This is a genomic window from Streptococcus sp. HMSC062D07, from assembly GCF_001814215.1.
Taxonomy (GTDB): domain Bacteria; phylum Bacillota; class Bacilli; order Lactobacillales; family Streptococcaceae; genus Streptococcus; species Streptococcus infantis_I.
Genome location: NZ_KV815334.1, coordinates 370,857 through 395,331, shown reverse-complemented (window position 1 = coordinate 395,331; position 24,475 = coordinate 370,857). Strand labels below are relative to the sequence as shown.

Annotated in this window: 20 protein-coding genes; all 20 read right to left on the bottom strand. The window is 37.3% G+C overall.

Features of this window, described 5'->3' with window-relative positions; genetic code table 11:
- Positions 1 to 4: 4 nt before the first annotated feature.
- The 20 genes from HMPREF2957_RS08770 to HMPREF2957_RS08675 all read right to left on the bottom strand — a co-directional run bounded on the left by HMPREF2957_RS08770 (position 5) and on the right by HMPREF2957_RS08675 (position 24,449).
- Entirely contained in the window at positions 5 to 676 is a 672-nt protein-coding gene (locus tag HMPREF2957_RS08770) for a YggS family pyridoxal phosphate-dependent enzyme (RefSeq protein ID WP_004254131.1), read from the bottom strand.
- Positions 677 to 681: 5 nt separating this feature from the next.
- Positions 682 to 1,935: a cell division protein FtsZ gene (ftsZ, locus tag HMPREF2957_RS08765; RefSeq protein WP_004254133.1), complete on the bottom strand. Its 1,254-nt coding sequence runs from the start codon at positions 1,933 to 1,935 to the stop codon at positions 682 to 684.
- 16 nt (positions 1,936 to 1,951) lie between these two features.
- Entirely contained in the window at positions 1,952 to 3,319 is a 1,368-nt protein-coding gene (gene ftsA / locus HMPREF2957_RS08760) for a cell division protein FtsA (RefSeq protein ID WP_070679027.1), read from the bottom strand.
- 394 nt (positions 3,320 to 3,713) lie between these two features.
- On the bottom strand, positions 3,714 to 4,769 hold the full coding sequence (locus HMPREF2957_RS08755; RefSeq protein WP_070679025.1) for a glycosyltransferase: 1,056 nt from the start codon (positions 4,767 to 4,769) through the stop codon (positions 3,714 to 3,716).
- Between the two features lie 15 nt (positions 4,770 to 4,784).
- Positions 4,785 to 5,882 (bottom strand): UDP-galactopyranose mutase, encoded by a 1,098-nt coding sequence (glf, locus tag HMPREF2957_RS08750; protein WP_070679023.1) that lies wholly within the window; start codon positions 5,880 to 5,882, stop codon positions 4,785 to 4,787.
- Between the two features lie 11 nt (positions 5,883 to 5,893).
- Positions 5,894 to 7,303 (bottom strand): flippase, encoded by a 1,410-nt coding sequence (locus HMPREF2957_RS08745; protein WP_070679021.1) that lies wholly within the window; start codon positions 7,301 to 7,303, stop codon positions 5,894 to 5,896.
- Positions 7,304 to 7,589: 286 nt separating this feature from the next.
- Entirely contained in the window at positions 7,590 to 8,735 is a 1,146-nt protein-coding gene (locus HMPREF2957_RS08740; RefSeq protein ID WP_070679020.1) for a polymerase, read from the bottom strand.
- A 23-nt stretch (positions 8,736 to 8,758) separates the two neighbouring features.
- On the bottom strand, positions 8,759 to 9,724 hold the full coding sequence (locus tag HMPREF2957_RS08735; protein ID WP_070679018.1) for a glycosyltransferase family 2 protein: 966 nt from the start codon (positions 9,722 to 9,724) through the stop codon (positions 8,759 to 8,761).
- A gap of 5 nt (positions 9,725 to 9,729) precedes the next feature.
- A complete protein-coding gene (gene wecB, locus HMPREF2957_RS08730) occupies positions 9,730 to 10,818 on the bottom strand; it encodes a non-hydrolyzing UDP-N-acetylglucosamine 2-epimerase (RefSeq protein ID WP_070679016.1) in 1,089 nt (362 codons plus the stop codon).
- The gene (locus HMPREF2957_RS08725; protein WP_070679014.1) at positions 10,815 to 11,900 is read right to left on the bottom strand and encodes a glycosyltransferase family 4 protein; all 1,086 of its coding nucleotides are present in this window, start codon (positions 11,898 to 11,900) and stop codon (positions 10,815 to 10,817) included. The genes wecB and HMPREF2957_RS08725 overlap by 4 nt, the downstream gene beginning before the upstream one ends.
- The gene (locus HMPREF2957_RS08720; protein ID WP_070679051.1) at positions 11,875 to 12,597 is read right to left on the bottom strand and encodes a WecB/TagA/CpsF family glycosyltransferase; all 723 of its coding nucleotides are present in this window, start codon (positions 12,595 to 12,597) and stop codon (positions 11,875 to 11,877) included. The genes HMPREF2957_RS08725 and HMPREF2957_RS08720 overlap by 26 nt, the downstream gene beginning before the upstream one ends.
- 19 nt (positions 12,598 to 12,616) lie before the next feature.
- Positions 12,617 to 13,402: a LicD family protein gene (locus HMPREF2957_RS08715; RefSeq protein ID WP_070679050.1), complete on the bottom strand. Its 786-nt coding sequence runs from the start codon at positions 13,400 to 13,402 to the stop codon at positions 12,617 to 12,619.
- A 4-nt stretch (positions 13,403 to 13,406) separates the two neighbouring features.
- Entirely contained in the window at positions 13,407 to 14,777 is a 1,371-nt protein-coding gene (locus tag HMPREF2957_RS08710) for a sugar transferase (protein ID WP_070679012.1), read from the bottom strand.
- A 15-nt stretch (positions 14,778 to 14,792) separates the two neighbouring features.
- On the bottom strand, positions 14,793 to 15,494 hold the full coding sequence (locus tag HMPREF2957_RS08705) for a tyrosine-protein kinase (RefSeq protein WP_070679010.1): 702 nt from the start codon (positions 15,492 to 15,494) through the stop codon (positions 14,793 to 14,795).
- 10 nt (positions 15,495 to 15,504) lie between these two features.
- Positions 15,505 to 16,197, bottom strand: a complete 693-nt coding sequence (locus HMPREF2957_RS08700) for a CspC family polysaccharide chain length determinant protein (RefSeq protein ID WP_070679008.1) — start codon at positions 16,195 to 16,197, stop codon at positions 15,505 to 15,507.
- 8 nt (positions 16,198 to 16,205) lie between these two features.
- On the bottom strand, positions 16,206 to 16,937 hold the full coding sequence (cps4B, locus tag HMPREF2957_RS08695; protein ID WP_070679006.1) for a capsular polysaccharide biosynthesis protein Cps4B: 732 nt from the start codon (positions 16,935 to 16,937) through the stop codon (positions 16,206 to 16,208).
- A 1-nt stretch (position 16,938) separates the two neighbouring features.
- Positions 16,939 to 18,387 carry an LCP family glycopolymer transferase CpsA gene (locus HMPREF2957_RS08690; RefSeq protein WP_070679004.1) on the bottom strand — a complete coding sequence of 483 codons (1,449 nt, stop codon included), beginning with the start codon at positions 18,385 to 18,387 and terminating at the stop codon, positions 16,939 to 16,941.
- Positions 18,388 to 18,582: 195 nt separating this feature from the next.
- Entirely contained in the window at positions 18,583 to 20,541 is a 1,959-nt protein-coding gene (locus HMPREF2957_RS08685; RefSeq protein ID WP_070679002.1) for a peptide ABC transporter substrate-binding protein, read from the bottom strand.
- A gap of 161 nt (positions 20,542 to 20,702) precedes the next feature.
- A complete protein-coding gene (locus HMPREF2957_RS08680; RefSeq protein WP_049496038.1) occupies positions 20,703 to 22,670 on the bottom strand; it encodes a peptide ABC transporter substrate-binding protein in 1,968 nt (655 codons plus the stop codon).
- Between the two features lie 168 nt (positions 22,671 to 22,838).
- Positions 22,839 to 24,449: a glycoside hydrolase family 13 protein gene (locus tag HMPREF2957_RS08675; protein ID WP_070679000.1), complete on the bottom strand. Its 1,611-nt coding sequence runs from the start codon at positions 24,447 to 24,449 to the stop codon at positions 22,839 to 22,841.
- Between the last annotated feature and the right edge of the window lie 26 nt (positions 24,450 to 24,475).

Here is a 24,475-nt window from a genome sequence, read left to right as displayed (position 1 = left end):
TTTCCTATTTAAAAAATGCTGTACCAATTCGAACAAAAGTTGAGCCACACTGAATCGCTTCTTTATAGTCACGGCTCATTCCCATACTTAGTTCTGTCATTGGCATATTGGGGAATTGTTGTTCACGAATGTATTGTTGCAACTCTTGCGTTTCTTTAAAGATTTTTTGCAACTCTTCTGTTTGGGCCTCAAAGGGAGCCATGGTCATGAGACCAACATACTCGATTTGATCCAAGCTAGACAAGTCGGACAAGACTGTCAATAGTTCTTCTTTTGAAAAACCATGCTTGCTTTCCTCTCCAGAAATATTGACCTGCAAAAAACATTTAACTGTTCGATCGGCACGTTTTTGAATCTCTTGAGCTAATTTCAAAGAATCTAAAGCGTGAAAATAATCAACAAAAGGAATAACATCCTTGACTTTTCTTCTTTGTAAGCTACCAATCAAGTGCCAAGTAACATCTTTATCACTTAAAGCATGATACTTTTCAAGAAATTTGTCAACACGGTTTTCACCGATGTGTTTGACTCCTTGGTCAATCAAATTTGCTGCAGTTGCAATATCAACATATTTTGTTACGGCAATTACAGAAACCGAACCGTCTTCACGGCCGGTTTCTTGAATTGCTTTTGTAACCTGTTGAAATACCTGATTTGTATTTTCTTTTAAATCCATCTCTATTAACGGTTTTTAAAGAATGGTGGTGTTTCCAACTCATCTTCGTCAGAAGATGGTGCTTCAAAACGCTCAACTGGTGATACGACTGACTCACCTTGACGAACAATTGAATCACGTCTCAAGTCCCAATCACCAAAAGCTGATGCTTTAGGCGCTTCAGTGTGACGTTGTGAAGGAGTTGGAAGTTCAGCTGTTTCTGCCAAATCAAAATGGCGGTCATAAGTGTGTGTATGTCCAGATTTTACTGGTTCACGGAATGACGCTTGTCTTGGTTGTGGCGCTACAACTTTTTCGACTGCATCTTGACGAACTCCAGTAGCAACAACAGTTACACGGATTTCATCTTTCATTGATTCATCAATAGAAGTACCGAGCCAGATATTTACGCCATGCCCAGCAGCTTGATTGACGATTTCAGAAGCTTCTTCCGCTTCAATCAAAGTCATATCCAAACCACCAGTTACGTTAACGATAACATCTTCTGCTCCATCAATAGTTGTTTCAAGAAGTGGTGAGTAGATAGCTTTACGAGCCGCTTCGATAACACGCTCTTCTCCGCTACCGATACCAATACCCATAAGGGCATTTCCTTTGTTTGCCATTACTGTCTTCACGTCTGCGAAGTCCAAGTTGATCAAACCAGGATTTGTAATCAAATCTGTAATTCCTTGAACACCTTGACGAAGAACGTTATCTGCTTCAGACAAAGCTTCAAGAAGTGGAGTTTTCTTGTCAACAATTTCTAATAAATTGTTGTTTGAGATAATCAAGAGAGTATCAACATGTTCGCGAAGTTCGTTGATCCCTTGGACTGCGAATTGGCCACGTTTGCTTCCTTCGAAACCGAATGGACGTGTCACAACACCGACAGTCAAAGCACCTAAACCTTTAGCGATACGAGCGATAACTGGTGCAGCACCTGTACCAGAACCACCACCCATACCAGCAGTGATGAAGACCATATCTGCACCACTGATAGCTTCAGTAATTACTTCTTCGCTTTCTTCAGCAGCCTTACGACCAACTTCAGGCTGTCCTCCAGCACCAAGTCCGCGAGTTAATTTTGGACCAAGTTGGATAACTGTTTCAGCTTTTGTACTGCTCAAGGCTTGTACATCTGTGTTGGCTGCGATGAACTCAACACCTGAAACGCCTTCGTCAACCATGCGGTTAATGGCGTTTCCACCGCCACCACCGACACCAATTACTTTAATTACTGCACCTTGTGCTGCTGCTGTATCAAATGAAAATGTCATATTTTATTCCTCTATCCTATTCATCAAACATGCTTCCGATTAAGCTACGGAATCGGTCAGTCAATTTTGGTTTTTCTTCTGATTGATTTGGAGTTGCTGATTCAGCAGTATAAGTTGGTTCTGCTGATTCAGTTGAAGTTGTACCAAACACTGAACGTTGAGAAGCTGCAGGTTTTTCCTGACTTGAAGTTCTGAAATCAATTGGTTGTTGACGTAGAACTTGATCTCCTCTGATAGCTCTTTGAGCCAAAACATTCACTTCTGTAAGACTTCCAGCAAATTCTGACAAACTAATCACATGAGCAAATGCAGGATTGCGGATACCTACTTGGTTTGGAACATAAAGTTTCACACGAACTCCAAGTACTTCTTGGGCAAGCTCAACGATGCCTGGTAGAATAGCATTCCCACCAATCAGAGCAATACCACCTGGCAAGTCCAACAAATGTCTTCTTTCCAAATCTTGTTTGATTTGTTCAAAGATGTGTTTCAATCTAGCTGAAATAATTTGAGCCAAGTATTCTTCTGTAACTTCTACAGGTTCTACTTCACCAATCACTTCAACTTGGAAAGTTTCTTTGCTTGCAAGTTGCGGATAAGCTTCACCGTAGTTAAGCTTCAAACCTTCTGCAATCTTCTTAGAAGTTTTAAGAACTTTTGAAATGTCTTTAGTGACGTAATCGCCACCTTCTTGGTAAACATTTGTGTATTGTAGCTCTTGATTACGGATAGTAGCAACACTTGTTTGACCACCGCCCATATCGATAACAGTCGCTCCAAACTCACGTTCGCCTTCGTTAAGAACAGAGTTTACAATCGCAAGTGGTGAAATAATCACGTTATCAACTTGAACTCCAACACGTTCTACAGTTTTACGAAGGTTGTGAAGAATGGTTCTTGGGCCTGTATAGAGAAGTCCACGCATTTCCAAACGAACACCCATCATTCCACGAGGGTCACGAATACCTTGGAAACCGTCTACTACAAATTCTTCTGGCACAAACGTAATCACTTCACGATCAGGTGTCATGCTCTTGGTCAAAGCTGATTTGACTACATTCTCGACATCTTGATCTGTAATTTCTTTTGTATCTGATGTTACAGGAATCATTCCTTGAGTTGGTTCCACTTGCAACAAGTTTGCTGGAAGTCCAACGTTCACTGATTTAATTGAAATTCCTGCTTTTTCTTCTGCTTGAGAAATAGCAGATTTGATAGCCGTTGCTGCGGCTTCGATGTCAACGATAATCCCATCCTTGACACCTTTACTTTTGGCGTTACTAACACCGATTACATTTACTTCACCATCTACAAGCTCAGCAACTAACACTTTAATTGAGCTTGTTCCAATATCTAAGCCTGTAAAAAAACCATTTCTAGTCATTACATTGCGTCCTCTCTATCTTCCAAGTTTCACACTTTGATTTTTTAACAGCTACAAGAAGGCATAGCTATTCACAGAATATTATATCACAAAAATCCGATTCGTGCCTAATTTTTTGTGATTTTATCGAAGGTTTTTCATTAAATTTATTTTAATATTCCATTACAAGTCCCTCTTTTTTATTTTTTCTATGAAAAACAGTGTAAAAATGTCAGAAAAGCTGAAAAAACCGGTGTAATTTATTGTATTTTTTCAAGTATTTTCATGCCAAGTTCATTTCAATTTTACGTTAAGATGAAGTACTTAATTTTCCCCTAAAAAATCGTTCTCTGCTGGTCTAATTTTTATACAAAAACGATTAGTTGTAACAAAAAAAGAAGTCCAAATGGACTTCTTATTTTGTTAATTGTTTAAGAGCACTGGTTAGATAAAAACCATCTCGTATTTTTTTACCAATTCTTTTTGCATTTGCAACCAATTCTTGATAATCTGCATCTGATAGATTTTCGATCGTGTTCTTTAAATCATGAAGCGATTCTACTGCAATCCCACAGTTTTTCTCAAGCACAAAGTGAGACAAGGCAGACTGTTTCCACACTACAAGTGGGAATCCAGATGCCAAATAAAGGGATGCCTTGTGAGAATTGTTATAACGGAGGTAATCTCCGAATACACCACTACATGTTTCAGCACTATCACCATCCCATACAAGCCCAAAACCACCCTCAAGGGCTGCAGGAAGTTCGTCTGGCAAGAAAGAACCAAAGTAAGCTTCATTCTCTAACGCTCTACTCTCATCAAAACCGACACCATAGAGGTTATAGATTGGGGTTTCCGGAAGAGCATAAAGATACCCAGCTTTCTCTTGTGCCAAATTACCTGCTACAATAATTGGTTGGTCTTTTGTTTGAGTTGTCTTTTCTTGAAAATTCGGAATCAAATAATCAAAAATTCCAAGACTGATGACCCTATCTTCTGCGATGCCTTTTTTAACCAAAACAGATTTCATGATTGGATTATGGGCAATCACCCCATCAGCTATCTTCAACAAACTTGATTCTTGAAGATGAACCCGAATCTTATGTTTTAAAGGTACTGTATCCAAATTAGCATATCGTAAAGCTTCCAAATCATGGATAATAAAGTAGACTTTCACCCCACTCCGCTGGATTTTTCTTACCAAGCGAGTGGTGAAAAAACTATGGTGGAGCATAGGAAATTGAATTAACAGTTGATCTCCTGATTTCAACCGAGAAAAGGCTTGTGACAAGGCTTTTGCTTTATGTTGTTGGGCTTTAATCGTACTCATTTTGTACCAGTCCTCAACTGTCAGTAACAAAGGACTAAAACCCTCTTGTTTTACAATTTCCTCAACATCATTTCTGGCCTTATTACCAGCATTCCTTGCTCCAGAGTCTTTTAAAAACTTTTCCTTTAGATAATATTTCATGGATAACTATTTCTCTCAATCAAATTCAGTTGCTACAACTTCCAAAGCACGCTCAATGACCACATGCATGTCGTAGTATTTATAATCTGCTAGACGGCCACAGAAGATGACCTTATCATTTTTGGCTGCTTCTTCTTGATACTTAGCAAACATAGCGTTGTTCTTTTCATCGTTGATCGGATAATATGGTTCATCCCCACGTTTCCAATCAGCAGGGTACTCACGAGTGATAACCGTCTTCGGTTGAGTACCATACTCGAAGTGCTTATGCTCAATAATACGAGTATAAGGAATCTCACGCTCTGTGTAGTTGACCACGGCATTACCCTGATGATTTTCCTCATCCAAAACTTCGTGTTCGAACCGAAGGCTGCGGTATTCCAACTCCCCGTGCTTATAGTCAAAGTACTGGTCAATCATTCCTGTAAAGACAACTTTATCAGCTGATTTTTCCAACTCTTCACGATTGGCAAAAAAGTCAACCCCAAGTTCTACTTCTACATCGCCCAGCATGTTTTCGATGATGACGTTATAGCCACCGATCGGAATTCCTTGATAACGGTCATTAAAGTAGTTATTATTAAAGGTCAAACGCACTGGAAGACGCTTGATAATGAAGGGCGGAAGGCCTATCGCAGAACGTCCCCATTGTTTTTCAGTGTATCCCTTGATCAATTTTTCATAGATATCTGGACCAATCAACTTGATGGCTTGTTCTTCCAAGTTCTTTGGCTCAACATTCTTCATATCAGCCGTTTGCTCCGCAATCTTGTCCTTGACTTCTTGTGGAGTCTTGGTTCCCCACATAGCATAAAATGTATTCATGTTAAAAGGAAGGTTGTAAAGACTGCCCTTGTAGTTAGCTACTGGTGAATTGATATAGTTGTTAAATTCAGCGAACTGGTTGACATAGTCCCATACTTTTTTGTTTGAAGTATGGAAAATGTGGGCACCATACTTGTGAACATTGATACCTTCAACCTCTTCACAATAGATATTTCCACCAATGTGATCACGTTTGTCAATCACTTTTACTTTTTTGCCACGTTTTGTAGCTTCGTGTGCAAAGATTGCTCCAGACAAACCTGCACCTACAATTAAATAGTCATACATAATACACTCCATTACTTGAACACTTGTTTTAATTCTTTTACATCTATAACTTTAAAAAATAGAATTGCGCCAATATATAGAACTCCACCGAGTACTGCGCAAACTATAACATTCAGAGCTGGCGAGAAATATATAAACTGCTTCGATAACAGCAATAAAATATACATACTTACTGACGCCCCTATAATTCTTACCATTGTTTTGACTATAGGCACTTCCTTCAAATAGTTTCTTGTAAAATACAGTTGAATAGCCCATACTAAGGCTTCTGTTAATACAGAAACAATAGCTGCTCCGATATAACCTAATTTAGGTAGTAATAATAAATTTAAACCGACACTCACAATAGCTGGAATAGTTGTCGAAATCATAAATTCTTTATTTTTATTATGTGGAATCAAAATTTGAATACCCATAATATTTGTCCAGCCAATAAAGAACATTCTAAAAATCATAATTGCTATCGCATATTTAGCATCTTGGAAATCCTGTCCTAAGAAAAATTGCACGAAATCATCATTAACAATTAACATTCCTGCTATTATAGGAAAAATGACTAAATTGTATATTAAGAAAGACATCTGATGCATTTTGTTTACAGCCTTGTGATCTCCAGTCGATAGGAGATTGGCAACACGAGGAAGCATTACGCTTCCTAATGAAGTCACCAGTGTAAGCAAAATATTGACCAATTTTAAGGCTTGGTCATAAATTCCGACGTCTTTAGTTGAGGCCAATGCCCCTAGCATAGTACGATCCAAAGTAACATATAGCGAAATAGCTATTTGCGGCAAAAACAAGAGAACAACTGGTTTCAAGTGTTGTTTAGCATAGGACCAATCAAAATGTGGTTTCCCAATAAACTCTCTAGCTGGCAACCACATACTAAACTGCCCCAATAATTCAAATATTGTTAGTAAAAACACATAAAGATATAAATCATTTGCTGATTTTACAAATAAGAAGATTGAAATGACACCGACCAGTTTAACAGTAATATTTCTAACTGTTATCTTGCGAAAATCCTCTAACCCTTGAAATAACCAGGAGATATCCATCCCTTTAGATACCAGACTCAAGCCCAAAATATATGCAACGGGATTTTGCATAAATGACAAGGACAGACATAAGAGAATGTATAAGCATATCGACAGAATGGTCGCACCAAACTGCAAGGTGTATATGCCCCAAAAGTTTTTTCTGATATCTTTACGATGGCCTGAAATTTCTTTTGTACCATAATTGGCCACGCCCAATGTCGCCAATAAAATAAAGTAGGTAACAATTGAATTGAAATAACCATAAGTACCTAAATCAGTTGAACTAAATACCCTGGTTACATAAGGTGTCGTTATAATAGGAAGAATTATCACTAGAAGTTGATAGGAAAGATTATAAGTATAATTTTTAATTACTTTCATATATGTTTAGAATCCCCACATAAATACTATAATAAACGGCATAGACAAATCTGTCACAAAAACTATTCATCTCTTTAAAAATTTTAAACTTGAGCACCTATTTAACTAAATATTTATTATGTTTAAAGGTAATCCCGTATATAATCTTTTTGATCACAGAAAGGATATCAAACTTATCAACCGTGTAAAAAATAATAGGTCGTTTACTTTGTTAACAATTCGTTATAGCTTATCAGTTTATATTATACTTAAGTCTATTTATCTGCTAAATCAAGTATGACTTACTTCAGGTTTCTCCGTAGTTCAGCTCGTCCGCCCCCCATACAAGTCCTATCAATAATAATAACGGATTATACATCAATTCAAAGAATTGTGGATCAAACATAGAATGAAGAATTAATACAATAAACACAAGCATCTCAACTGTGCTAAAATATCCCCTCTTAATCAATAGATAATAACTAAGCCAAATTACGAATAATAATATCACCCCATAATGTAAAAGAATATTTACAAATGAAGAATCAACATAAAGATAATTATCAAAGACAGATGTAGATCTTTGTTGAAGTTCCCAATCAATCCTTTGACCAAACAAATCTACTCCATATAGCGACATTGTTTTATGTCCAAGACTTAATCTACCTGTTAAAGTAGTATTTAAAATCTGAAAAAATTTAATACTCGGATTATAGAAGTATGTTAACACAATTGGAACAATTACTCCTGCCGTCCATACAATTATCCCTGTTACTTGCAATGTTCTTTGATTTAATTCTTTATTTCTAAAAAGGTAGACAACAATAAGAGCTAAAATCGAAAGAAAAAATGCTGATTTAGTATCAGTATTGATATAGAAATAATAATTAACTATTCCAAGCAACATAATTTCCAAAAATCTAACCCTGTTTTTTCGTAAATAAAGATAGACTAAAGTTATATGAAATAAATAATTCGCACCAAGACTAACAAACTGATACCCTTGACTAAATCGATATCTGCCACCCAGCTGAATACGTAAAGTATTCTCTATTATTCCTAATTTGAGCAAAATAAAAACAAAAAGCATAAATAAAAATATCGAAACAGACCAGAAAACCAATACTTTCCTAAAGTTTATATTTTTTACAGAGACTATCAGCATAATTGTTGAAATTATTGTAAGTCCATCAAAAAGTTTATTGGTAGAAATAGCAATTGTTATTGCCAAACAAATTGCTAACAAAAAGATTAGTAGAAATCTGCGTGTATGCTTTTCTAAAAGTAGCTTAGCTATAAGTATAACAATACAAACAATCATGGCAATTATACGATATCGATAAATTGAAGGGAATTTATATACTAAGTTAGTTTGAGCTACAAAATTAAAAACCAACCATATAAAGAAAGCTGAAAAATATAATAGCTCTGATAATTTTATTGTTATTTTCATATATTTACCTACGTGTTTTCAAATTATCCAATTTTATTTCGAACAGTACTGTATAATCTTGGCGATAGCAACAATAACAAATATTTCACTTTATTTTTCCCTGTTATATTTGGATTAGGAATAATATCGTTAAAATATCTAGTGTATTCTTTTCTGATTTTATTGACATCAGAATACATACCTGAACTGAGCATAGCATGGACAACATGTAGACCATTAAAGACGTAGCGGACATTTAAAGCTCTTCTCATTTCCTTATCATTAGGATAGTCTCGTTCGATATAACTTCTATTCCATTCCATCGCCTCGTAAAAGTCCATTAATTTATCACTATACTTTGAATTAACTATACTACCAGGTCTTCGATAATATTTATATAGATTAATGTCTCCTACCGCAATGTGTTTACAAGAAGCAATATGCTCGTAAGCTATTGCTAAGTCTTCGTAAAGCATTCCTTTAGGATAAGGGAAACGTGACAGAATCGTCTTCTTATAAAGTTTCCCACCCGAATGAGTCCCTACACGATTTCCATAGAACATCTCTTTTAAAGCTGTATAGCGATCTAATTTTTCAGAAGATTTCTCCGTTAAAGAGCCAGAGAAATCTTTAGATTCATAATCTCGAACTTCAATCACTGGAGTTGCTACTAGTTCAACTCCGTATTTATCTCTAAGTCCTACTAAATATTCTACAGTTCTTTTATCGTAATAATCATCTGAATCAACAAAGATAATCCAATCAGTTGAGGCTTCTTTAACTCCTGTATTTCGAGCATTGGATAATCCTCCATTTTCAATATGGAGTACTCGTACACGCTCATCTTCTTGAGCATGTTGATCACAGATTTCTCCAGAAGCATCTGTCGAACCATCGTCTACCAATATAATCTCAATATTTGTGTACGTCTGCTGTCTGAGGCTATTGACGCAATAGTTTAAGTAAGTTTCGACATTATACACAGGTACAACAATAGAAACCTTTTCCATTATCCCTATCCTTCCAAAATGATATCAACGATTCGCTCACAAGCCTTCCCATCCCCATAAGGATTGCTTGCCTTACTCATCTTGTTGTATTCCTCTTCATTTTCCAAAAGAAGCTTAAAATTCCTATATATATTTTCTTCTTCTGTTCCTACCAATTTCAAAGTTCCTGCTGCAATCCCTTCAGGACGTTCTGTGGTATCACGCATGACTAAAACTGGTTTCCCTAAGGATGGAGCTTCTTCTTGAACTCCACCAGAATCTGTCAAAATCATGTAGCTTTGGTTCATGAAATTATGGAAATCAATAACTTCTAAAGGTTCAATGATTTTCATGCGTTCATTATCCCCAAAGACTTTACTTGCCAATTCACGAACTTTAGGATTTTTATGAATCGGGTAAACAACTTTTACATCTTCAAATTCATTTAAAATACGATTAACAGCATTAAACATATTTTCCATTGGTTGCCCAAGATTTTCACGTCTGTGAGCTGTCAACATAATCAACTTACTATCCTTAGCCCACTCTAAAATTGGGTGATTGTAATCATCCTGAACAGTTGTCTTTAAGGCATCAATAACCGTATTACCCGTTACAAAAATATTCTCTCTTCCCTCTCTTAGAAGATTGTCTTTAGCCACTTCTGTTGGCGCAAAATGATAATCTGCAATAATAGAAGTAGTCTGACGGTTGAACTCCTCAGGGAATGGACTTTGAAGATTGTAGGTTCTTAAACCTGCTTCCACGTGTCCAACTTTTATTCCCATGTAAAAGGCTGCCAAGGCCGTTGCGAAAGTTGTCGTCGTATCTCCGTGAACAAGTACAATATCTGGTTTTTCTTGTTCAAGCACCGCTTGAATTTTGTCTAGAATACTGGTCGTAATTGAAAATAGAGTTTGATTGACCTTCATAATCCCCAGATCATAATCAGGAACGACTTTAAAGACATCCAAAACTTGCTCAAGCATCTCCTTATGTTGTCCTGTCACGCAGACAAGTGTCTTAATCAAGTCATTTTTTTTCAACTCATTTACCAAAGGACACATTTTAATTGCCTCTGGGCGCGTCCCAAAAACCAACATGACTTTTTTCATTTTGATTCTCCCTTTAGTTCTCTATACAATGCTCGATAGTTTTCCAAAAACATAGGATAACTAAATTTATTTTCATAGTCTTTCTTTGCTTGGCTAGAAAGTTCCTGTCTTAATGTTGCATCCATAGCTAATTTATCAATAGCAGATGCTAGAGCAGCAGGGTCTTTTGCTGGGACTAAAACCCCATTTTCATTTGTAACAACTTCGTTTAATCCCGGTATAGCCGTCGCAACTAAAGTTTTACTATTCATAAATGCCTCAATGGCAACTAAGCCAAATCCTTCAAATACTGAAGGCAAAACACAAAAATCAAAACTATTGATACATTCAGCAATGTCCTTGCGATATCCTAAAAAAGTTACCGAATCTTGAAGATGTAGCTCTTTAACCTTATTCTCAAGTTCATTTCTAAGCTCACCATCACCAACGATAAACAATCGAATATCCTTAACGGTCAGTAGAGACATAGCATCAAGGAGATAAGTCAAGCCTTTTTGCTCAGATAACCTAGCAATACAGCCAAGTTTAATCCCATCATAACTTATGATCTCATCGACCTGCTCATCCGTTTCTTTTAAAACGACTCCATTATAAATAACCCGACTATCAGTAATGCCTACGTCTTCTTTTAAGTTTTTATTTACAGCTTCTCCCACTGCTACACTTTTAGCATTTTTTAAAGCAAATCCATATAGAGGCAGTTTATCTTTAAAGACATTGTGGGCTGTATAAACGTGTATCAATTTTGGATGAACAAGTTTTAATAAACGGATATAAAAAGCAGCCATCCGATGATGAGTGTGGACTATTGTTATCCCTTTTTGTTTGATAATCTGGTGAATACTAAAGAGTAGTTTTAATACCGTCACAGGATTTTTACTATCGATATCTAAAATTTTATGATGTTGAATCCCTTGAGCAGCCAGTTCGCTCTCCCAAAGCCCACCCGTAGATGCGACATGAACACTGTCAAACTCATCTTTCAAATCTGAGCTCAATTGGTAAACAATACGCTCTGCACCACCTATATCCATGGTACGCGAAATATGTAAAATACTATTTTTTCGATTTTCGTTTTTCATCTAAAACTCGCTTAATAAAAGTGGCATTCCCTACAAAATAACGTTTAAAGAGGCGTCTAGGTTCATTTGCCACTCGGAACAACCACTCAAGATGCGCATGTTGCATCCATAAAGGAGCTCGTTTAATATGACCAGATAAAACGTCAAAGCTACCTCCAACTCCCATAAAGACAGAATTAACACCTTGATCCATAAATTTTTGAATGATGTACTCTTTCTTAGGAGAGGTAATGCCAACAAAGACAAAGTCAGGATTCTTCTCACGAATATCTTCTTGAATAGCCTCCTCCTCTTCTGCAGAGAAATAGCCATTGCGATGACCCACTACTCGGAGATTCGGATAATCCTTTTTAAAGATGGTCAGCATATCTATTAAAACTTCTTCCTTGGCACCAAAAAAATAAACTGAATAAGACTTTTCGTTGGCCAACAGGAGCAATCTTTGCATCAAGTCAATCCCAGCGACTCTCTCAGGAACTTGATAACCCAAAAAACGAGAAGCAAGAACAACTGAAGCCCCATCTGCATTAATGATTTCAGAATCGTTAACAATCTTTTTAATAGATTCATCTGTTTGACATTGATTAATTTTGTCTGCATTCACTCCCATTAAGTGGAGTGGACGTTGTTCAAGAACAAATTTTTCAACAGCTTGGACAGTTTCGTCCATTGTTAAGGGGTCAATTCTGACCCCCATTAAATCAAAACTATTCAATTTAATCTCCCCACGTAGACTCGAAATGACCCTTACGCTCAGCTTCTTTTGGTAGTTGCATGTAATCACCATATATTTTTGTCAAATATTCATCGGGATTTGCATGACAACTAATTTTTAAGTTTTCAAACTCTAGTAATTGCGGTTCCCCGAACACTTCTTTTCTTGCGAGTTCTCGTTCGCGGTAGGAACCCAAGACATTTCCGACCATGTTACTAGTCTCGTAATCATATTTTTTAATGATACTTTGTAATTTTTTGTTAATTTTTGAAGTGTTTAAGAGTTTATTTAATTTTAAAGCTTTCGAAACTTTCACAATCGCATTTTCGAAAGAGCCTCTATCTCTCTCGTGCAAACGATCGATAACAGAAATTTTAGACAAGGCACGATAGAACTTTATTTTATTTGTATGCACCCAGTAATGGATTCCGTCTTCTGGGTAACCGTCTAAGGGAAAGATATCAATAAAAGGACTACACCATTCATTGCCAAATTGAATTTGGATTGAAGTATCCATAATCGAAGTATTACCTAGATTATCATCGTGAAGTCTTAAAATAACACTTTCAGGAAGCTCTCTCTCACAGATTGACAAGAATTTTTCATAATCTTTCCTAGGCATTCCTAAATCCATATCGTCATCCCATGGGATAAATCCTTTATGACGAATGGCACCGAGTAATGTCCCACCTAAGGCGTAATAACGCAAATCATGTCTTTTACAAAGATCGATATAACTTTCTAAAAGAGTTAACTCTCCTAATTGAATTTCTCTCACTTTATTCATAGAATCATTTTGCTCCATCTCTCATCAGCACTACTTTTATTGTTTTTAATAAAATTTCGAAGTCTTTCCAAATTGTCCAATCATCGATATAAGCGACATCTAGTTTGACAACATCGTCAAAGTTGGTAATTCCACTTCGACCACTAATTTGCCATAGCCCAGTAATGCCTGGTTTAAAGCTCAATCGACGTTTCTGCTCAGGCGTATACTTTTCATACTCATCCACTGTTGGAGGGCGAGTTCCTACTAGGCTCATATCCCCAATCAGTACGTTCCAAAACTGTGGCAACTCATCAATACTAGTTTTACGTATAAAGCGACCAATTTCTGTAACTCGAGGATCATTATCCATTTTAAACATACCACCGTGCATGGTATTTCGATCCATCAATTGCTGCTTGATTTCTTCTGCATCTACCCTCATAGATCGGAATTTATAAAAAGTGAAATAGCGACCATTTTTACCGACTCGGGTTTGAGAAAAGATTGCTGGTCCACCATCTTTTCGAATCATTGGAACAAGGACTATGCTTACCAGTCCACAGATGATTAGCCCAACAATTGCCCCTAAAATATCAATAATTCGTTTGGCAACTATGTGGCTTGGTTTATATAAGTTTGTAGAAAAAGTTACTACATTCAATCCAGCCATCTCATGGATCTGTTTATTTCTACCTAAATTCTTATCAAAGGCATTTAAATTTACAGTAACATCAATTCCCATTGTTTCAAATTGTGAAATAATGCTACCGATATCATAATCCTCACTAGGTAGGTTCACAAAGACTTCGTCTACTACCTCATGAGTTGCATAATTAATAAGATTTTTAGGTGGAACAGACTTAACTTTATCATGTTTAAAATCAGGTTTATCTAGTACACTTACAGCGACTAACTTACCCGTGACATCACTGGCTGTTAAAAGACGCTCTATCACCTTCTCAATACGAGATGTAGCTGTTATCAAAAGAATCTTTCGGCTCCCTTTTAAATTATGATTAAATTGAACCCAATATTTTTTAATAACAAAACTAAGAATATAATTTAGAATTCCATACAAAGAGAGGAAATAAATCATTCCCCTTCTAGAAATAACAAATTGGTCTTTCAGGAAAAAACTAGAGAAACTAATTAACAAGGCAAAAAAGATGATGTATTTTACTGTCTCTATCAATTCAACCGACTGACTTCGCTTGAAAAAATCTTTACCATAGCCACTAATGTAGAAGGCAGCAAAGTGAAGAAAATAAAGGACAAACACAGTTTTTGCAACAATCTCTGTCTCTGTAACAGAAATCAGTATATAAGCTAATACACTAACGAGTATACTCTGCAAAAACGCTAGAGCTACGTTATAGAAACCCCTTCCTTCCATATTTCCTCCCTAAACTTATTTTTTACCGTAGGCACCGTAATTCCCATATCCACCATATGTACCATAAGTACCATACTTTTCAAGATGGATATTGAATTTATTCAAAATAACTCCCAAGAACGGTACACCTGTTTGCTCTAATTGTGTCTTAGCTTTTTGAACTTCTCTACGTTTCGTAGCAGAAGCCTCCGTTACTAAAATAGAAGCATCGCATTTTTGAACAATAATCGCAGCATCGATAACTACTCCAATCGGAGCTGTATCTACAATGATGTAGTCAAAATACTTACGTAGTGTTTCTATCATGACTTCAAATTTTTCACTTTGAAGAAGGGCTGTTGGATTAGGAGAAATAGCTCCAGACTGGATAACAAACAAATTTTCCACATTTGTCTCACACAAACCATGTGACAAATCTTTTGTACCTGACAAGTAGTCTGTCAAACCAGTGATTTTTTCGGTTGACATGAAGACCCCAGACATAACAGAATTTCGAATATCTGCATCAATAAGGAGTGTTTTGTAGCCAGCACGCGCAAAAGCCCAGGCAATATTGGTTGATGTCGTAGATTTTCCTTCTCCAGGTCTAACTGAAGATACCGCAATAACCTTTAACTTATCTCCACTCAATTGTATATTAGTACGCAAAGCATTATAATATTCTTCTGCTTTTTTTACTAACGCTTGGCGTTTTTCTGATAATTCTAACTTTGCCATGTTTACTCCCTTACTTTAATTTCTCTAGATTTGGAATAACTCCCAAAAGTGAGAGATGCATTACTTCTTCAATATCTTCTGGACGTTTCACTCGATCATCCAATAGTTCAACTAATAGAGCCAATAGAATCACAACACTTGCTCCTGCACCTACACCCAAGATTGTGTTGCGACGAATGTTTGGAGAAGATGGTGATACAGCAGGACGAGCTTCTTCTAAGGTCGTTACATCTGACACGCGTGTTACTGAAATGATTTTTTGAGCAGCTACTTCTCTGAGGGCATTAGCAATACGGCTTGCTTCTTCAGGTTTACTGTCACGTACAGAAATTGACACAATACGTGTATCTGCCGGAACTGTTACTTGAACTTTTCTAGCAAGAGCTTTCGCATCAAAATTTAATCCTTGCTCAGCCACTACTTTTTCCAATACATCCTGAGAAAGGATAATCTCACGGTAGTCTTTTACTAAGTAAGAACCTGCTTGCAAATCTTGGTTAGTTAATCCAGGTTTATCAGCTTGATTTCTATTAACAACGTAGATACGTGTAGTACTTGTATATTCAGGTTTAACCACAAACGAACTATAGGCAAAAGCAATAGCTCCAGCAACAATAGCTGCTAAAGCGATAAATAATTTACGCTTCCACAATACTTTTAACATTTGTACTACATCAATTTCGATTTTATCTTTGTCTTTCATTATAACTCCTATAATATTTGATTTTTAATCAATTTTGCAGGATTGGTTGTGAAAAGCTCACGGGCTTTTTCTTGGCCGTACTTTTTACTAACCAATTCGTAGGCTTCCTTCATATAAGGTCGTCGATCAACTAGGTTATGCATGTCACTTGCCACGATATGAACTAGATCTCTATCTAGAAAATAGCGAGCTCGTTTTTTCATAAACTTATAGGTATCACCAAATAGTTTTGGCTTTAGAATACTTGAACTATTAATTTGCGTGTAACATCCCATATTGATAAGCTCTCTCACTCTTTTTCCATCATTTTCCAAGGCGTGGTAGCGTTCGATATGAGCAATCACAGGCGTTATTCCTAACATGAGAACCTTAGACAAGGCACTGTGAATCTCACGATAAGGTGTATTCATGCTAAACTCAATCAAAGCATAACGAGTGTCATTGAGTTTTGGGATGATATTTTGTTCAAGTTTTTCTAAAACATCACTAGAAAAGTAAATCTCAGCTCCGTACACGATATTCAAATCCGGTGCAATTTCTTGAGCCAACTGTTTGACTTCGCTAAAATTAGCTGCAATTTTGTCTTCTGGTGTTTCAAACATCCCTTTTCTACGATGAGAGGTCGAAACAATAGTACGTACACCTTGTGCGTAAGCTTCCTCAAGGAGGGCCTTGCTCTCAGCTTTATTTTTAGGTCCATCGTCAACATCGAAAACAATATGTGAATGAATATCAATCATCTTAGTTTCCTTCCATGGTATCTTTAATGGCCGCCTTAACAGTCTCCAAGTTTGTTGAATCGATTTCCAACATGTAAAGATTGCTATCTGGCATAGCGTAAGATGGAAGATCCATACGTCCAGTCCCTTTCAAATCTTGATTGGTAACGGTATATTTTCCACCGCTTGCCAACTGAGTATTGACAAGACTAACCATTGTTTCTGGCGGCATATTGGTTTGAATCGAATCCTGCAAACTTTGAATAATACTGTCATAGTTTTTCAAGGATTCTGCCGAGGTTAATTTCTGGATAATCGCCGCAATGACTTTTTGTTGGTTGCGGCCACGATCTCCATCACCATTTGCCAATGAATAGCGTTCACGAACAAATCCTAAAGCCTGTTCAGAGTCCAGATGAACGTTCCCTACAGGGAAGTGATATTTACCGTGTAGTGAAGTAAACTCTTGATCATTATAGACATCAACACCGCCAAGAAGATCAATCAACTTCAAGAAAGAGGTGAAATTAAGTCGAGCATAGTAGTTCAAGTCGATACCGTAAAGATTTTCTAAGGTATGGATAGAAGCATCTACGCCATAGATACCCGCATGCGTCAACTTATCATTTTGGTTATTCCCGCCATCCGCGATAGGGACATAGGCATCCCGAGGAGTTGTCGTCAAGAGAATCTTCTTGGTATCTTGATTTACTGTCATGATGATATTGACATCTGAGCGTGAAACAGAACTGATAGGACCATAGGTATCAATCCCGCTGATATAGACATTGAAAGAATTTCCTGTAGCTACCTTAGGCGCTTCCACTTTCTTTGTCAAGTCCTTGGTATAGATTTTCTTGATCTTTTTAGCGTGGTCGGGATATTCCTGCTCAATCAGATTTTCAAAAACGCTGTTTAAGACAATTGCTTTGGTTTCTCCATTTATCAAACTCTTATAGGATGCTAGGTAAGAAGAAGCTTCCTCAACTGTCAATTCCTTGCTTTGAGTCGTTTTTATGTCATCTATCAATTTTTTGATATTCTCAGCATCTGTTCCTGTAGGAGCAGTTACACTGGATAATTGAGAAACATTATTGATTTCACTGTCTGCTAGTACCGCCACACTCATAGAGTAGCTTGAATAATTTGAAGTTGCATTAAATTGATTGGCGAGCCCTACAAATCGATTGACAGCTACTAATGCTACCGAACTAAATAAGACTGAGACTAGCAGTATTATCAAGGTAAAAATTTTAGCTTTTCGATTTACTATCAGCAACAGAGACAATAACGCGATAAGAACTAAAACCACTGCCAAGATAATATTAAAATAGCTGACCGCTAAAATCTGATATTTAAAAATCAAAAACAATAAAAAAGAAGCTAGAACAGCATAGATTAGCAACAAACCTATGTTTAAGCTCTGCTGAAATTTACTAGATTTACTTTTTTTTATGCGTCTATTTTTCATGGAATACCTCTTCAAAACATTTTAGTTTAATTATATCATAAATTGCCTCTCAAGACCATCAACACCAATCAAGAAAGCGCTCGCTTTTGGGAAGTGTTTTCGTTTTTTATATTTACTATAGTTTTTGCTGCTTTTTGTGTTTCCAAAATACAAATATAATAAAAAATAGAGCTATTTAAAAGCTCTATTTTTTTATTATTTAACGTGACTTTCGAATTCTTTTTGACTCTTTTCGACTGAGTTTTTACGTTCTTGTTCCCATTTGGCTTTAGCTTCGTCAAATTGAGCAGTTGTTACCACTTCTGTTTGCAATTTCATGTACTTATAGTTACTTCCAGTACCTTTGATTCCGACAAGTGAGTAAGCTCGTGTAAATGGTGTCACACGTGTCACTGAAGCTCCACCACCGTTTGAATTTACAGGGAGCAATAGCGAACTATCAATCAGCCAAGCTTGTGCGTCTGCATAATTTTCATAACGTTTGGCTACGTCTGTATTTTCTGCATCTGCCGCTTTCAATTTTTGAGTATATTGGTCCAATCCGATACTTGTAATCTTATCAGTATCCTTGCTTGGATCAAGTCCTAAAATCTTGAGATAGAATCCATCCTCAGCGTTGAAAGGATTGAGATAAGTCGATGGATCTTGGTAGTCTGCAGACCAACCATCCAAGTTCAAGTCATAGTCATGATCAGCTGTGGTTGGCGCTTGGAATGTCGCATTAGCATAGTCTTCTGTTGAAATTTGAACGACATCAATCACTACATTTTCTGCCCCAAGAGTTGATTCGACAGATTGTTTAAGCGAATGAATCTTCGGAAGCAAGGTTTTGTTAACTTGGTCTACAGGCAAGTCCAAATGAATTGGGAAGGTCACACCTTGTGCTTCTAATTCTTTTTTAGCCTCTGCAAACTGAGCTTGTGCTTTTTCTTTATTGAAGTAGCCGTCTTGAGCATCTTCAAGATTCATATTTGACCACTGTGTACCATAGTTTACCAACTTAGATGAAACTGTCTCACCAAAAGTCTTGTCACCTACTTGCACGAAAGTTGGTGGCACAAGTGTGTTACGAAGAGTGTTTTTAGCTGCTTCTTCTCCATTAGACTGAGCTGAGTAGGCTGTACGGTCAATGGCAAAGTTGATTGCTTGACGGAAATTTTTATTTAAAATCGCAGCTTGGGTAGCTTGTTTTTGCTCATCGCTAGTCTTAGCTGTATGATTGTATGTTTGGCGATTAACGTTAAAATTATAGTACCAAGAAGTCGCATCCTGCAAGCTATAGACGATGTTGTCCTTGTATTTTTCCTTTGTCTTAGCAAAGTTTGAACTATTTGGATAGACACCAGCAGACGAGTAGGCTCCGCTTTCGAAATTACGGATCGTCATATCTTGGTCAGAACCATCAACATAAGCCAACTTAACTCTTTCAATCGTCACTTTTTCTTGGTCATAGTAATGAGGGTTCTTCATGTACTCGAGTGATGATTTTGATGTGAATTCTTTTAACAAATAAGGACCACTGTAGAGAATGCTATCTGGTTTCAATTCCCCAAATTCTTTACCTTTAGAAGTCAAGAACTCTTCATTGACAGGGAACAAGATACTATTGGTAGTCTTAGAGTTCCAGAATGGTTCTGGACGTGTCAAAGTATATTGGACAGTGTAATCATCTACAGCTTTCACACCAACATTTGAAAAGTCAGTATTTGCGCCTGTCACATAATCATCTAATCCCTTGATTGAGTTCTGAATCAAATCGAGAGCTTGACTCTTGTTATCAGCTGCATACTTGATACCTGTGATGAAATCTTGTGCTTTGATTGGGGCATACTCTTCCCCGTCAGCAGTGAACCATTTTGCATCTTGACGAAGTTTATAAGTGTAAGTCAAACCATCCTTTGAAACACTCCAATCTTCTGCAAGAGCAGGAATGAGATTTCCATAATTGTCATTTTCAAGCAAACCATCTACCAAGTTGGTTACAACAGCGGTATTATCACCAGAGTAGTCCAACAGGTAGTTGAAGGTTGTTGGATCGGCACCAAATGTTGACGAGTAGGTTTTAACATCTGATGCTGACTTCCCACACGCTGTCAATAAGACCGCCGCAGCAAGCGTCAACCCCGCTCCAATCAGTCGTTTTTTGAGTTTCATGATTCATTTTCTCCTTAAATGTTAGGTTTTATGACATATAGCTATTCTATCAAATTTTGCCCCAAAAGTAAAGTTATTTAATTATTTGCCCTCTCGTCAGTATATGAAAAAAAGAAAGAAATCCCGCATAAAATCAGGATTTCCTTCATCGCTGTTTAAGATTATTTAACGTGGTTCGCTAACTCTTTTTGATATTTAGCGTTTGTTTCAAGTTTCTCTTTTTGCCATTTCTTAAGAGCTTCTTCGTATTCTTTAGTGGTCACAATATCATTCTGCAACTCTAAACCTTTAAATACAAACGGATCTCCCTTGATACCAACTTGAGAGTAGGCTTTCGAAAATGGTACTGTACGACTCACTGTAGGAGAACCTCCTGAAGATGCTACAGGAATGAGAAGTGAACTATCAGATACCCAAGCCTGTGCTTTAGCATATTTTTCATATCGTTTGTTAAGGTCTGTTGTTTCTGATGCTGCGTCATCCAAGAGTTTCTTGTACTCATCAAGTCCAACTTGAGCCATGACTTCTGGATCTTTACCTTTTGTGATACCCAAGTGTTTAAGGGCAGAACCCTTCTTAGCATCCAAGATATTTAGATAGGTAGCTGGATCTTGATAGTCTGGTCCCCAACCAGTTCCGTTCAAGTCATAGTCTTTTTGAGAAGGAACCTTAGCTTGAGAAGTAATACTCATTTTCTCATTATCTGTCATTTGAAGCACATCGATAACGACATTTTCAGTTCCAAGCGCTGCTTCGACAGATTGTTTGAGGGAGTTGGTTTGTTGAACAGCAATAACATCTGTTTGTTCAACTGGAATATCCAAATGGATTGGGAAGGTTACGCCTTTAGCTTGCAATTCTGACTTGGCTTTTTCAAAGGCAGCTTTTGCTTTTGTTGGATTGTAAATAGTGTCTTTACCATCTGTCAAAGCTACATCTTTCCACTGGTCTCCGTATGTTACCAGTTGCTCTTGAGCCAATTCACCGAAGGTCTTTTCACCAACCTGAACATAGTCATAAGGTACAAGACTGGTACGGATAATCTTGTCCGCTCCTTCTTCACCATTCATCTGAGCAGAGTAAGAATGACGGTCAAGAGCAAAATTGATTGCCTGACGGAAGTTTTTGTTGAGAAGCGCTTCTTTTGTAGAAGTTTTTTGTGCTTCATCTGTCTTTGCAGTTTTATTGTAAGACTGACGATTCACGTTGAAAGTAAAGTAATAGCTGGTCGCTTCTTGCGGACTATAGACAATCTTATCCCCGTACTCTTGCTTAGTTGAATCAAAGTTTGAACTTGTTGGGAAGAGACGAGCTGTTGTATAGGCTCCTGATGAGAAACTACGAATCAATGATTCTTGGTCAGATCCATCGTAGAAAGTAAGTTTGACGTGGTCAATCTTAACATTGTCTTTATCCCAATAATTTGGATTTTTTTCGTACTCGATCACTGATTTTGAAGTGAAGTTCTTCAAAATATATGGTCCATTATAGAGAATCCCTGAAGGTGTCGCTGCACCATAATCTTTACCTTGAGAATTCAGAAATTCTTCATTAACAGGGAGCATAGTCGCTGTTGTTACCTTAGAATTCCAGAAGCTTTCTGGTTGGTTCAATGTGTATTGAACAGTGTAGTCATCAATTGCTTTAACTCCAACTGTTGAGAAGTCATTGCTTTCACCACTGACGTATTCTGCCAAACCTTTGATAGAATCTTGGATCAGACTTAAGCCATCTGACTTACCATCAGCAGCATGTTTCAAACCAGTCACAAAGTCTTGAGCCTTGACCTCGGCGTACTCCTCACCTTCAGAAGTATACCATTTGACACCTTTACGTAGTTTGTAAGTATAGGTCAAACCGTCTTGTGAAACCGACCAGTCTTCAGCAAGAGATGGAATCAAGTTTCCGTATTTGTCATTTTCCAAGAGTCCGTCGACCAAGTTAGCAATGACGTCTGATGTTGAACTCTTACTAGTAACGCTATAGTCCAATGTTGATGGATCAATGGCATATACGTATGAAAATGTTGTAGGAGCATCTGCTTTTTTCTCTGTCTTTCCACAAGCCGCTAAAAGAAGAGCTGCACTCATCGTTATCCCTGCTACTGCGAGCAACTTTTTCGATTTCATCGGTATTCTCCTTTAAAATACTATTTTTCACCATTATACCCTATTTTTTTATAAAAGCAAGGGCTTTTATGCAATTTTTTAGAAAATTCAAACTAATATTTTTTTAAGAAATTTCTACACTTATTTTAGAAAAAACTCAAGCATCTTGGATACTTGAGTTTTTTAGGTTTAATTGGCCAATTCGACACAGAATGCATCCCAAGGAGCCAAGAGTTGTTTCTCTAAAGCATCTTCTACTGAGGTATTTTCAATCAAGATAGACTTGACTGGCTCTTCTACTGTAAACTCTTGCTGTTGGTTGGATAAATTGGCTATCACTAGGAAACGACGGTCTCCTTCTTTACGGATATAAGCAAAGACTTTTTCAGCCGTTTCTAGCAGTTCAAAGTCAGCACGAATCAACCAGCTATTTTCCTTACGAAGTTTTACCAATTTTTGATAGGTATAGAAGATAGAATCTGGATTTGCTAAAGCCTCTTCTACATTAATCTTCGCATAGTTTGGATTGACTCCTAACCATGGTTTCGCGCTTGAAAATCCTGCGTAGTCTGTCGTGTCCCATTGCATTGGCGTACGAGCATTATCGCGTCCAATCACACGAATGCTATCCATAATTTGCTCTAGCGGTACACCTTGTTCTAGCGCTTCTTTGGCATAGTTGAGGGATTCAATATCTTCTACTTGCTCCAAGTTTTCAAATGGGAAATTGGTCATGCCGATTTCTTCGCCTTGATAAATATAGGGTGTTCCTCTCATAAGATGAAGCAAGATTGCATACGCTTTAGCAGATTTTTCGCGGTATTCTCGGTCATTTCCCCAGATAGAAACGATTCGTGGAAGGTCATGGTTATTCCAGAAAAGGGAATTCCAGCCATCCTCAACTCCTAACTCTGTCTGCCACTTGTTGAAAATCTCTTTTAATTTCCCTACATTTAGCTCTTTTTGGTAGTGCCACTTAGGTTGTCCTTCCTGATACTGAAGACAGATATGTTCAAATTGGAAGACCATAGACAACTCTTGACCTTCTGGATTCGAATATTTCTTGGCCTCTTCTGGATTTGCTCCCCAAGTTTCCCCTACTGTCAAAAGGTCTTTGCCGCCGAAAGTAGCCTGATTCATTTCCTTGAGGTAGGGATGAAGCATGGGACCATTGTTGACAACCTTCTGGTCAGGTATCTTCCCAATCATGTCAATAACGTCCATACGGAATCCACCAATCCCTTTATCAATCCAGAAATTCATCATCTCATAGATTTTATGGCGGAGCTCTTCGTTTTCCCAGTTGAGGTCTGGTTGTTTCTTACTGAAAAAGTGTAGATAGTATTGACCAGATTTTTCATCATATTCCCATGCAGAACCACTAAAAGTAGAGGTTAAATCATTGGGTTTATCTCGCCAAATATAGTAGTCACGTTCGGGACTTTGAGGATTTTCACGCGCTTCAATAAACCAAGCATGCTCATCGGATGTATGATTGACAACCAAGTCCATGATGATTCGAATATCTCGTTTTTTGGCTTCAGCAATCAGCTGGTCCATGTCTTCCATGGTTCCAAAGATAGAAGCGATGTCTTGATAATTGGCAATATCATAACCATTATCATCCATTGGACTGTCATAAACTGGAGAAAGCCAAATTGCCGTAATTCCTAGCTTAGCTAGGTAGTCTAACTTGCTAGTAATTCCTGGTAAATCACCAATCCCATCTCCATTACTATCCTTGAAGCTTTTAGGGTAGACTTGATAGACAACTGCATTATGCCACCATTTTTCTTGCATATTTTCACCTCTTTTAAATTCACTTT